This is a genomic window from Dyella sp., from assembly GCF_036746095.1.
In the GTDB taxonomy this organism is placed as follows: Bacteria; Pseudomonadota; Gammaproteobacteria; order Xanthomonadales; family Rhodanobacteraceae; genus Dyella_B.
Map to the genome: position 1 here is coordinate 29,959 of NZ_DAIOEU010000009.1, position 12,032 is coordinate 41,990.

Here is a 12,032-nt window from a genome sequence, read left to right on the forward strand (position 1 = left end):
TCATGCTCCTGCAAATTCGATGCTCGTCATTTGATGGCGTAGCTTCTGCTTGATGCGGCTGATCTTGGTGGCCACATTGGTTTCACTGATGCCGAGAATTTCGGCGATCTCGGCGTAGCTGCGGTCTTCCAGATACAGCAGGATCAGTGCGCGATTGAGCGAATCGAGCTGGCCGATGAATTGATACAGGGCATGCAGGCGCTCGTCGGGTTCAGCAATGCCTTCCGCTCCGCCAAGCGCATCGAGCTGTGCCTGCTCCAAAGATTCCTCCGGACGCCATCGTCGCTTGTGTGATATCGCCACGTTCAACGCCACCCGATACATCCAGGTAGAAAACCGTGCACGTTTTTCGTTGAAGCTGGAGAACGAACGCCACAGCTGGACACAGATTTCCTGCACCAGATCATTGCGGTCTTCAGGGTGGCGGGCATAGGCAGACGCCACCTTAAAGACGATCCGCTGGTGCTGCCGCAGTAAGTTCTCGAAAGCCTGTTGTTGTTTCCGTCCACGCATGGCCCTTCCCCTTGCCTGCCCTGTTATTCGCAGCGCACGCGAAAAAATCACAGGCTGCCTACAATAGGCGCGCCCTCCCTCGCTCAGAGCTCCTCATGCCCCCGCTGCGCCTCAAACGCTACCTCATCACCGGCCTGCTCACCTTCATGCCGCTATGGGTGACGTGGCTGGTGTTCAAGTTCATCGTCGGCTTTCTGGCCGATCTCGGCGCGCCGCTGGTGGCCGGGTTCGTGGGAGCGTTGGGCTGGGTATCGCCTCAGGCGGCCGATCAGCTCAGCCACGGCTGGATTACCTACGTGCTGGCGCTGGCGCTTACCCTGATCACCTTGTACCTGCTGGGCTTTCTTGCCAATCGGATGATCGGCCAGCGGCTGCTGCATGCGTTCGACAGCATCCTGCAACGCATTCCGCTGGTACAGACCATTTATGGCGGCACCAAGAAATTGATGACGGTGCTGCAGAACAAACCCAGTGGCGCGCAGCGCGTGGTGCTGGTGGATTTTCCGCGCAAGGGCATGAAAGTGGTCGGCTTCGTGACGCGGGTCATGAAAGAAGAAGGCACCCAGCGCGAGATGGCAGCGGTCTACATTCCTACTACGCCCAACCCCACTGGCGGTTACCTGGAAGTGGTGCCGCTGGAGGAACTGACACCCACCGACTGGACGATGGACCAAGCCATGGCCTTCATTATTTCGGGCGGCGCGGTGGCGCCCGATACCTTGCCGGCAGCGCCAGTGGCACTGCCAACCGAGAGCCATCCATGAACGCGCGTCGCGCATGGCTGGCTTTTTTGTTGGGCATGATGGTCATAAGCGGGCGCGCCACCGATTCCCAAAACAACTGGATCACGCCCGCGGAGGCTTCACAGTTCCGCACTACGCCCAGTTATGCGCAAACGCTGGCTTATCTGCAGCGGCTGCAACAGGCCGCACCGGGCAAGATCAAGCTGGAAACGTTTGGCATCACACCGCAAGGCCGTCCGATGACGATGGTGATTGCAAGCCACGATGGCACGTTTACCCCCGACGCCGCCCGTGCCGCGCACAAACCCGTCGTGCTGGTGCAAGCCGGCATCCATCCGGGTGAAATCGAAGGCAAGGACGCCGGCCTGATGTTGTTGCGCGATATTACGGTTACCGGCAAATACCCGCACTTGCTCGATCACGTGGTGCTGGTCTACATCCCCGTGTATAGCGTGGATGGCCATGAACACAGCTCGCCATACAACCGCATCAACCAGAACGGCCCGCAAAGCATGGGCTTTCGCGGCCAGGCGCAGTACCTGAATCTCAATCGCGACTACATCAAGGCCGACGCCCCAGAAACGCTGGCGTGGCTGAAGCTGTGGCAGGCGTGGCTACCGGATTTCCTGATCGACGTGCACACCACGGATGGTGCGGATTACCAATACGACCTCACCTGGTACACCGAAGACCCGCACAAGCTCGATCCGGTTATCGCCAACTGGCAGCACAAGCTGATGGTGGTACAGGCCATGCCGGCTTATGAAAAGCTCGGCCACCTCGCCTCGGTCTACCTGGAATTCAAGGACGGCCGCGACCCACGCAAGGGCATCGAGAATTTCGGTTCCGGGCCACGCTTTTCGACCGGTTATGCGGCCCTGCAGAATCGTCCCGCACTGTTGATCGAAACACATATGCTGAAATCCTATGCGGTGCGCGTGCATGCGGTTTACGACCTGCTGCGCCTCGTGCTGGATAACATCAATCGCGACCCTTCAGCCCTGCTGGCAGCCACCAGCCAGGCCGACACCGACACCATTGACCGCGCCGGTGATGCACACGCGCAAGTAGCGCTGACATTCAAGCGCGATCCTGCATCCACACCGTACGAACTGAAGGGCTACGCGTTTACGCAAACGCATAGCGAGATTTCCAACGATACCTGGATCCAGTACGACCCAAGCAAGCCCGTCACTTACCGCATCGACAACTGGAACGGCTTGCTGCCGGATATATCCATCACGCCACCTGCGGCCTATGTCGTACCGGGCGAATGGAAAACCATCATCGATAAACTGGACGCCCACGGCATTGCGTACCGCCGCATCGGCCATCCAATGAAGGATGTTGACGCCACGGCCTATCAGCTGGATCAGCCCAAATGGGCCGATAGGCCTTTTGAAGGGCACGTGATGCTGCAAGGTTTCACGCTGCACGCTCACCCAGTGGAAGTCACGCTGCCGGCCGGATCGGTGATTGTGCCGATGAACCAGCGCACGGCGAACGTCGCCATGGAACTGCTGGACCCCCAAGCGCCTGATTCATTGCTGCGCTGGGGCTATCTCGATGCCATTTTCGAAACCAAGGAATTCGGCGAGCCGCGCGTGCTGGAGAAGCTGGCGCGCGACATGCTGGCCAAGGATCCGCAATTGAAGGCGGCGTTCGAACAGAAGCTGCACGATGATCGAGCATTCGCAGCAAGCAGCCGTGCACGGCTGGACTTCTTTTTCATGCGATCACCGTGGTACACGGTGCAGCGCGTGGGGGTTTATCCGGTGTTGCGGTTGGACGCTGCCCAACTGGCGAATATCGCCACCAAGTAGCACAGGCTGGGGTGCTGGCCCCACATCGCCATCTCAATGGCTTGCGCCTCGAGATTTGCGATGATGCGCTCCCGTCCCTGCGGCAGCCGGGGAGGGTTGGTTCGGGATTGCTTTTGGCTATAGCGCGTCGCCGAAAGACCAACGGCAAGACGTAAACGCAAGGTACGCGCTCCGATCGATGGACACGCTCTGCTCAGCACCATCCACGCGCATGGGCAGCGGCGATTGCAGTCCGATAACAATGATGCGACGGCGTCGGGCTGCTGTTTGTTCGCCGGCCAGTGATAGCCATGCCGTACAAAAAGGCGTTGCAGACACCTACACCCCTACCCTGACCTTTGACACTGGGTCCCCTGTGACCTTTGGCCTAGCTTGGCGGGCCATGGCCGCGATACCCGGGGAAAGTCCACTGCGCGGCCAGCCATAGCCGGGAGCGCCTGCGGGCGAATCATTCGACTCTTCACAGAGGGATATACATGACCATCAAGCATCTGAAGCCACTGTTGCTGGCCGCCAGCGTCGCCTTTGCCTTAGCCGCCTGCGGCAAACAGGAACAAGCCCAGGCACCCGCCCCGGCCCCTGCCGCCACCGCGCCGGCCGCTGCATCCACCACCGCCAGCGCCGCCAAGCCGGCCAGCGTGTTCGATGCCAGCGAACTGGATGCCGCCATCAACGCCTGTCAGGACTTCAACGGCTTCGTCAATGCCAAGTGGATCGCTGCCAATCCCATCCCGCAGGACCGTACCCGCTGGGGTGCTTTCGACGCGCTGGCCGAGAAGAGCTTGAACACCCAGCACGACATCGCTGATGCCGCCGCCAAGAATGCGGCCCAGGCCAAGCCGGGCTCGATCGAGCAGAAGATCGGCTACCTGTACCAGGCCGGCATGGACCAGGACGCCGTCAACAAGCTCGGCTACGAGCCGCTCAAGCCGCAGTTGGCGCAGATCGATGCGCTGAAGACGCCGAGCGATGTGGCCAAGTACATCACTGACCGCTTTGCGCAGGGCGACAACCAGGTGTTCGAGTTCGGCTCTGGCGCGGATTTCAAGGACGCCAAGATCCAGATTGGCTATGCATTTCAATCCGGCCTGGGCCTGCCCACGCGCGACTACTACACCGACAAGAAGTACGCCGACATCCGCGACGCCTACAAAGGCTATATCGCCAAGTCGCTGGAGCTGACCGGCGTGTCTGAAGCCGACGCCAAGAAGCAGGCCGATGAGGTGCTGGCGTTCGAGACCAAGCTGGCACAGTCCTCGCTCTCGCCCACCGAAATGCGCGACCTCGACAATCAATACCACTTCGTGAGCGTGGCCCAAGCGGACAAGATCACCCCGCACTTCAACTGGGGCGATTTTTTCAAGGCGCAGGGCGTGACCATCGACAAGGGCTTTTCGCTGTCGCAGCCGAAGTTCTTCGCCGAGTTCGACAAGCTGCTGACCAGCGCGCCGATCTCGCAGTGGCAGGCGTATCTGCGCTTCCACGCCATCAGCAGTGCTTCGCCGTACCTGAGCACCGCTTTCCAGGACAACCGCTTCGACTTCTACGGCAAGACGCTGTCCGGCCAGCCGGAACAGAAGCCGTTGTGGAAGCGCGTGCTCGGCGCCGTGAATGCGTCGATGGGTGAAGCGCTGGGCCAGCTGTATGTGGCGAAGGAGTTCACGCCGGAAGCCAAGCAGCGCGCCGAGGAGCTGGTAACCAACGTGCGCGATGCGCTGAAGGATCGCATCCAGCATCTGGATTGGATGAGCGACGCGACCAAGCAGAAGGCGCTGGACAAGTGGGGCAAGTTCCTGCCGAAGATCGGCTATCCGGACCACTGGCGTAGCTGGGATGGCCTGGATATCAAGCAGGGCGACTACTACGGTGACGTGATGGCCGCAGCCAAGTTCAACTACCAGTACGACATCGGCCACATCGGCAAGCCCACGGACCGCACCGAGTGGGGCATGACGCCGCAAACGGTCAACGCCTATTACGACCCCAGCACCAACACCATCAACTTCCCGGCCGCGATCCTGCAGCCGCCGTTCTTCTATGCCCATGGCGACGACGCGATCAATTACGGCGGCATCGGCGCCGTGATCGGTCATGAATCCAGCCACGGCTTCGACGATCAGGGCGCGCAGTTCGACGGCGACGGCAACAAGGCCGACTGGTGGACGGCGCAGGACAAGGCACAGTTCAAGGCACGCACCGGCAAGCTGGTCGACCAGTTCAACGGCTATGCACCGCTCAAGGACAAGCCGGACCTGCACGTCAACGGCCAGCTCACCCTGGGCGAAAACATCGCTGACCTGGGTGGCCTCAACGTGGCCTACGACGCGCTGCAGGACGCGCTCAAGAAGAACCCGAGCGAAGCGCAGGACAAGATCGACGGCTACACCCAGGACCAGCGCTTCTTCCTGAGCTGGGCTCGCGTATGGCGCAACAATACCCGCGAGAAGCAGGCCGAGCTGTACCTCAACATCGACCCGCACGCCCCTGCTTCGCTGCGCGCCATCGGTGCGCCATCGAACATGCCGGCGTTCTCCGAGGCGTTCCAGTGCAAGACTGGCGACGCGATGGTTCGCGATGGCGACAAGCAAGTGAAGATCTGGTAAGTCGCGCGATCTTTGGATCGGAAACCAAGCCCCGCATGCGAATGCGGGGCTTTTTTCTTGGCGTGCATTGCCATCCCTCTCCTGGGTTGGCGGCAGCCTTCTCCCTCCCCCGCGACGGCAGGGGGAGGGTCGGGGTTGGCTTGTCCTTTAGCGTGCCATCAGATCTCCCAACCACCTTCCGCAAGCCACGTAGGCCGGGATGCAACCCCAGCATCGCCAAGTCTGTGGATGCTGGAATTCCATCCCAGCCGACTGAGCAGAACCCAGGGGGCGGGATCCCTGCTTCACATCCACCTAACAGCATGTAAGAATAGTAACGATTCGCATTCGCAGGGCGCCCACCGTGGCGACAAGCGGGATTGAGAGGCGTAGCCATGCCCTGGCCACAACGCTCAAGCAGCCAGCCAAGCCCGCTCTGCCCCTCCCAACCTTGCCGACATCGTTGCCCATGCCCGCTAACTTCCGCACTTCGCCCCTGCAAACCGCCCTGCTGCTTGCCCTGAGCCTGCCCGTTGCCGTTCATGCGCAAACTGCGCCGCCCCCCGACGATGCCTCGCCAGATTCGCGAACCTTGAAGCCGGTCCATGTGACAGGCAGCGTTATCGGCAACGACTACACCGTCGACACATCCCATGTGGGCGCCAAGGTACCCACGTCGCTGCGCGATATCCCGCAAACCGTGGTGGTGGTCAATCGCGACCTGCTCGACGCCCAAGGCGCCACTTCGCTGCAGGATGCACTGCGCAACGTGCCCGGCATTACGATCGGCGCCGCGGAAGGCGGACAGATCGGCAACAACATCAACCTGCGCGGCTTCACCGCACGCACGGATATCTACCTGGACGGCTTCCGCGACCCCGGCCAGTACTACCGCGATGTGTTCGACCTCGATGCGGTCGAAGTGCTGAAAGGCCCCTCTTCCATGCTGTTCGGCCGCGGCTCCACCGGCGGCGTGATCAATCAGGTGACCAAGGAGCCGGAGCTGAAAGCCTTCGGCGAGATCAGCGCGACCGTCGGCAGCAGCGATCGCTATCGCCTGACCGGCGACATCAATCAACCCCTTTCCGATACCACGGCCGCGCGCTTGAACATCTACGGCCAGGACATGCACGCCACGCGTGACGTGTTGAACAACCGCGATGGCGGCATTGCGCCGTCGCTGCGCTTGGGCATCGGCACGCCCACGCAGATCACGCTATCGGCCTTGATCCAGCGCAATCACGACATGCCGGACTACGGCCTGCCACCGATCAACGGCCGCCCAGCGCAGGTGAACCCGAAAAACTGGTACGGCCTTACCGACGACCGCACCATCCAGAGCGTCAACGCGTTCAACGCGCGCCTGGAGCATGCATTCTCCGACCACGTGAACCTGCGCACGCAGCTGCAATACAGCGACTACCGCACCGATGCGCGCGAAACGGCCGCCAACAGCATCGTTACTTCCAGTGGCGTGACGCTCAACCGGACCCTCGGCAATCCGACCAACCTGCCGCTGCAGGATTTGTACGTGCAACTCGCCAGCCACGATCGTGTCATTCACGACAAGCTGCTGGACAGCCAGACTGATTTGACGACCAAGTTCGCCACCGGCGCGTGGGAACACACGCTGATCACAGGCGTAGAGTTGGCACGCGAAACCTACAACAACCAGACCTATACACGGAATGGTTTGCCGCTGCTCTCGTTGCTAAATCCCGCGCAAGAAGCGACGCCATCCAACGTCACCACCACAGTAGGCAATTACGCAGCATCGGTCGGTAAAACAGCGGCCGTCTACGCCAACGACACCATCAAGTTCAACGACCGGTGGATGGTCGTGGCCGGCGTGCGCCGCGACCGTTTCGATGCGCACATCAGCAATACGATTTCCGCACCAGCGTACGCGCAACAAACGGTGTACTTCACCAGCGTACGCGGTGGCGTGATCTATCAGCCGAGTGAGAAACAGTCTTACTACGTGTCATACGGCACCTCGTTCGATCCGGTGCTGGAGCAACTCACGCTCACCAGCGGCACGCAGCGCCTCGCACCCACCAAAAACCGTTCCTATGAAATCGGCGGCAAGTGGAACCTGGCGGACGACATGCTCGGCATCAACGCCGCGCTCTACAAGCTCGAGCAAACCAATGCGCGTACGCAAACCGCGTCAGGCGAGTACACGCTGGACGGCAACATCCGCGTGCGCGGCGCCGAACTCAGCGCCGTCGGACATATCACCGACCACTGGCAGGTCTTCTCTGGCTATAGCTATATGGACGGCCGAATCGTCAAGGCACTCGACGGCACACAAGGCAACGTACCCGCCAACACGCCACGCCATACCGCCACCGCCTGGACCACCTACACCTTCGCCCAACACTGGGAAGCCGGCGGCGGTCCGACGTATATGTCGCAACGCTTTGCGGCAAATACGGATAATACGAGCGTAGGCGGCTATACACGATGGGACGTCATGGTGGCGTACCATCAGCCGAGCTATGACATTCGGCTCAATCTGTTGAACCTTGCCAACAAGCGTTATTTCGATGCACTGATTCCGTCGGATGGCGGGCGTGCAGTGCCGGGAGTTGGGCGCACGGCGTTGGCGACGTTTACGTATAAGTTTTGAAGCAGGGCTTGAGGGATAATTTTCCAACGGCCTATTCGTAGGCTTGCCATAAGGTATGCGTTCCTTTCATGGCCGTCATTCCCGCGAAAGCGGGAATCCATTTTCAAGATGCATCAAAGCAAGATGGATTCCCACTTTCGTGGGAATGACGGCCTAGGGGATAAGAGGAGAAGTCCCGTCATGCTGGTCCACATTCCCACCCTGCTCACCACTGACCAAGTTACCCACTTCCGGCAGCGCCTAAACGCCCCCGATGCCCCCTGGGTCGACGGCCGCGCCACCGCGGGCCACCAGGGCATCCACGTCAAGCAAAACCAGCAACTCGCCGAAGGCTCACCCTTAGCCATTGAACTCGGCAATATCGTCCTCGCCGCCCTCGAACGCCATCCACTCTTCATAAGCGCCGCCCTCCCCAACCGCATCTACCCCCCGATGTTCAACCGCTACCAAGGCGGCATGCACTTCGGCAGCCACGTCGACGGTTCCATCCGCCTCATTCCCGGCACTGGCCAGAAAATCCGCACCGATCTGTCTGCCACGCTCTTCCTGGCACCGCCCGATAGCTACGAGGGCGGCGAGTTGTTGATTGAAGACACGTACGGAACCCAGACCGTCAAACTTCCTGCCGGCGACATGATCCTGTACCCGGCCAGCAGCTTGCATCGCGTGAATCCTGTCACACGTGGAATGCGAATCGCATGCTTCTTTTGGGTGCAGAGCATGGTGCGTGACGACGGACAACGCACGATGTTGTTCGATATGGACAACGCGGTACAGCGGCTTACGAGGACGAATGCCGATGAGGCCGCGCGCGTGCGACTGACTGGTTGCTACCACAACCTATTACGGATGTGGTCGGACGTTTGACCTGACGCCACGGGACTTATCCGAGTACTGCAAGAAAACTTCGCCATTTTGTTGATAAGCGTCAAACTCGGGCGATGAACGGTCGCGTTTCCCCGATAGACGGCCGTTCAAATCCCCCTACGACCGGACCAGAATATTTTCCGCCAGCTTGGTGAATCAGGATGACGCATACGATGGTGTGCGGCATTACGACCTACGCCTTAACGGCGCCAGGCGAAACCACCATCTGGGTTCATCGCAAGACAGGGGCATCAAGGGGAAGCTCAATGCATGTTATGTCGCGCCAGCGAGGTTTTTCGCTGATTGAAGTGCTGGTGGCAGTGCTGATCTTCAGCATCGGCTTGTTGGGCCTTGCCTCGCTCATGATCATGAGCACGCGCTCGGACCAGGCTGCCTATATGCGCACCCAGGTGGCCTTCCTGGCTCAGAGCATGGCCGATCGTATGAGCGCCAACCCGGTAGGCGTGTGGAACGGTAGCTACAACACCACCTATCCCAACACCACCACCCAGACATGCAATGCCACAACCGGTTGTTCACCGGCAAATCTTGCCAACTACGACCAGCAGATGTGGAGCGCCCAGTTGAATACGTTCCTGTCGAATCCCAACGCAAAGATTACCTGCACCAATCCCACCGCGTATACACCCACCAGCGCACAACTGAACTTGCGGCCGCCCTATGGCGGCAATTGCCATATGGAAATTTCGTGGCAGGAACGCGGAGTCGGCCCGAATAAGCAGGGCTCCCTTCCGCAAAAATTCGCCTGGAACTTCCAACCATGATCGCCGCCATCCGTTTGCCGCGCCAAGCCGGCTTTACCCTGATCGAACTGATGGTCGCGATGGCGCTCGGCCTGCTGGTGGCGGCCGGCATTGTTACGATCTTTTCCTCAACCTCCGACACCAACAAGGCCGATACCCAATTGGCTACCTTGCAGGAAGCCGGGCGCTTTGCCGTGAGCCAGCTCAAGAACGATCTGAGCATGGCCAATGGCGGCCAGTTCTGCAGTAACTCCGGCGGCGATGCTTCACCCAGCAGTGTGGCAGGCACTTATCTGGACGGTTTGCGCACGCCTACCGTGGATGCCGCCAGTACTGCGCTGACATCCGCCATGAGCGACCTCACCACACCCTGGGGCACCAGCCCTTACCCGGCGACACCTACGACGCAGTATTCCATGCCATCGTTCATGTCGATGCGTGGTTACGACTGCACCACCACAGCCTGCACACCGATGGACCCGAGCAGCACGGTTAGCGCGAATGGCTTCTCCATTCCCGCCATGGGCAAAACCGTAGGTAGTCGTGTTGAAGGTACAGCCGTACTGACCGTGCGCTACATGAACCCTTCCAGCGGCTGGGCAATCACCAGCGCCGGCAGCACGCTCACCAACAGCGCCACCGGTGTCGTCATTACCTTGAGTCCGCAGACGTTCGAACCGAAGGCAAGCAATTTTAAATCCGGCGATCTGGCCATGCTGGCTGATTGCTCCAATGCACAGGTTTTCGCCGCGACGCTGTCCGGTACGACCATCACCTCGGGGGCCCTAGGCACCGCGGTAGGCCAAAACTTCGTCGCACCTGTCGGTCGGACAGGCCAAGCGCTCGAAGTATTCGATTTCAATCGCGACTACCAGACCGTCACCTATTACGTCAAAGTGGTCAGTAATGGCGACAGCTATGGCCATACCACCGGCGCGCTGATACGGCGGGTCAACGGCGGCAGCGCCAATGCGGCCCACAACGGCTCCGAAACGGAAGTCGTGCGCGGTGTGGAGCGAATGGATTTCAAGTACGGCGTGGAGTACCCCGATGGCACCGTGCGTTTCCTCACCGCAGCCCAGGTAGATGCCAGCAACAACACGACGCCGGGCTGTACCGTGAACGCAGCCATTCCGATCAGCGGCAGTACCGATCCGGGTTGTCTGTGGCGTGCCATCGTCAGTATCCAGGTTGACTTGCTGGTGGACGGGCAGGTGCCGCTGTACACGCTGACCTCCAACGAGGAGCAATACACCTACGCAACCGACGGGGTTACTAGCCCACAAGCACCTTCGTCGGGCAAGTTCAACCCCGCTCCCTCGCAGCAAGGTTTCGTCGACCAGATGATCCGTCGCGAATTCATCTCGCTGGTCGCCCTGCGTAACTTCAATCCGTGATGCAAGGGGAATCCGTGATGTCCAAATTCCATCGTTCCCTGTTGTATCGCCGCGACGCCGCTCCGCATGCTCAACGCGGTGCGGCCTTGTTGGTCTCGCTCATTTTTCTTTTGCTGCTGACCATTCTCGCGCTCAGTGCATCCAGCCGTTCTCTTTTACAGGAACGCATGGCAGGAGGTTTGCGTAACGCGCAGCAGGCGCAGATGGCCGCGAATGCGGCATTACGCGCCGCGGAATGGACGATCTGGAGCCGTACCAGCCAGGTAGGCAAGTACATGGATTGCCAGAATGGCCAGATCTCCAGTGACGATGGCTGCGTGGTCTACAACGCCAGCAATGCCAGCCTGTATGGCGCCAGTGGCACCGTCACGAATTTCCAGACCTCTTCCGGCTGGATTACCACGGGTGCGCATACCTATACCGGCCCAACCGGACAGGGCTATACCGGCAGCAACACGATGACGACCAACTACAGCCAATTGGCGCAAAACCCCGTCTACATCATCGAGGACATGGGTCTTGAACTACCGCCAGGCGCCGGTACGCAGCATGAAGCAGGCGCCACTGGCCCCACCGGCAGCGGCCCTGGGCAGGTAAGCACGCATGTATTCCGGATCACTGCCCGCGCCACCGGTGGCAGCCCCAATACCGTCAGCGTTTTGCAGAGCACATTTGACGCCCAAGCGACCAATTGAATCGGAGCATCTTCAC

9 protein-coding genes are annotated in these 12,032 nt (G+C 60.2%); 8 read left to right on the forward strand and 1 reads right to left on the reverse strand.

Annotated features, from left to right (window positions below; translation table 11 throughout):
* Positions 1-513 carry an RNA polymerase sigma factor gene (locus tag V7M64_RS06200; protein WP_333677827.1) on the reverse strand — a complete coding sequence of 171 codons (513 nt, stop codon included), beginning with the start codon at positions 511-513 and terminating at the stop codon, positions 1-3.
* Between the two features lie 95 nt (positions 514-608).
* Between V7M64_RS06200 and V7M64_RS06205 the strand changes: the two genes are divergently transcribed.
* The 8 genes from V7M64_RS06205 (at position 609) to V7M64_RS06240 (ending at position 12,016) form a co-directional block, all read left to right on the forward strand.
* A complete protein-coding gene (locus V7M64_RS06205; RefSeq protein ID WP_333677828.1) occupies positions 609-1,277 on the forward strand; it encodes a DUF502 domain-containing protein in 669 nt (222 codons plus the stop codon).
* On the forward strand, positions 1,274-3,079 hold the full coding sequence (locus V7M64_RS06210) for a M14 family metallopeptidase (RefSeq protein WP_333677829.1): 1,806 nt from the start codon (positions 1,274-1,276) through the stop codon (positions 3,077-3,079). The genes V7M64_RS06205 and V7M64_RS06210 overlap by 4 nt, the downstream gene beginning before the upstream one ends.
* Before the next feature lie 476 nt (positions 3,080-3,555).
* Positions 3,556-5,682 (forward strand): M13-type metalloendopeptidase, encoded by a 2,127-nt coding sequence (locus V7M64_RS06215; protein WP_333677831.1) that lies wholly within the window; start codon positions 3,556-3,558, stop codon positions 5,680-5,682.
* A gap of 586 nt (positions 5,683-6,268) precedes the next feature.
* The gene (locus tag V7M64_RS06220) at positions 6,269-8,293 is read left to right on the forward strand and encodes a TonB-dependent siderophore receptor (protein ID WP_333677832.1); all 2,025 of its coding nucleotides are present in this window, start codon (positions 6,269-6,271) and stop codon (positions 8,291-8,293) included.
* 180 nt (positions 8,294-8,473) lie between these two features.
* Positions 8,474-9,160, forward strand: coding sequence for a Fe2+-dependent dioxygenase (locus V7M64_RS06225; RefSeq protein ID WP_333677834.1), 687 nt, complete (start codon positions 8,474-8,476; stop codon positions 9,158-9,160).
* 266 nt (positions 9,161-9,426) lie between these two features.
* Entirely contained in the window at positions 9,427-9,945 is a 519-nt protein-coding gene (gene pilV / locus V7M64_RS06230) for a type IV pilus modification protein PilV (protein ID WP_333677835.1), read from the forward strand.
* Entirely contained in the window at positions 9,942-11,321 is a 1,380-nt protein-coding gene (locus V7M64_RS06235) for a PilW family protein (RefSeq protein ID WP_333677837.1), read from the forward strand. Before pilV ends, V7M64_RS06235 begins: the two co-directional genes overlap by 4 nt.
* Before the next feature lie 17 nt (positions 11,322-11,338).
* Complete coding sequence (locus V7M64_RS06240; RefSeq protein ID WP_333677838.1) at positions 11,339-12,016, forward strand: pilus assembly protein; 678 nt, start codon at positions 11,339-11,341, stop codon at positions 12,014-12,016.
* The last annotated feature ends 16 nt before the right edge of the window (positions 12,017-12,032 follow it).

Excerpts from the sequence above, each read along its gene's own strand:
- V7M64_RS06200 (WP_333677827.1), bottom strand. The coding sequence starts at position 513 with ATGCGTGGACGGAAACAACAACAGGCTTTCGAGAACTTACTGCGGCAG.
- V7M64_RS06205 (WP_333677828.1), top strand. The coding sequence starts at position 609 with ATGCCCCCGCTGCGCCTCAAACGCTACCTCATCACCGGCCTGCTCACC.
- V7M64_RS06210 (WP_333677829.1), top strand. The coding sequence starts at position 1,274 with ATGAACGCGCGTCGCGCATGGCTGGCTTTTTTGTTGGGCATGATGGTC.
- V7M64_RS06215 (WP_333677831.1), top strand. The coding sequence starts at position 3,556 with ATGACCATCAAGCATCTGAAGCCACTGTTGCTGGCCGCCAGCGTCGCC.
- V7M64_RS06225 (WP_333677834.1), top strand. The coding sequence starts at position 8,474 with ATGCTGGTCCACATTCCCACCCTGCTCACCACTGACCAAGTTACCCAC.
- pilV (WP_333677835.1), top strand. The coding sequence starts at position 9,427 with ATGCATGTTATGTCGCGCCAGCGAGGTTTTTCGCTGATTGAAGTGCTG.
- V7M64_RS06235 (WP_333677837.1), top strand. The coding sequence starts at position 9,942 with ATGATCGCCGCCATCCGTTTGCCGCGCCAAGCCGGCTTTACCCTGATC.
- V7M64_RS06240 (WP_333677838.1), top strand. The coding sequence starts at position 11,339 with ATGTCCAAATTCCATCGTTCCCTGTTGTATCGCCGCGACGCCGCTCCG.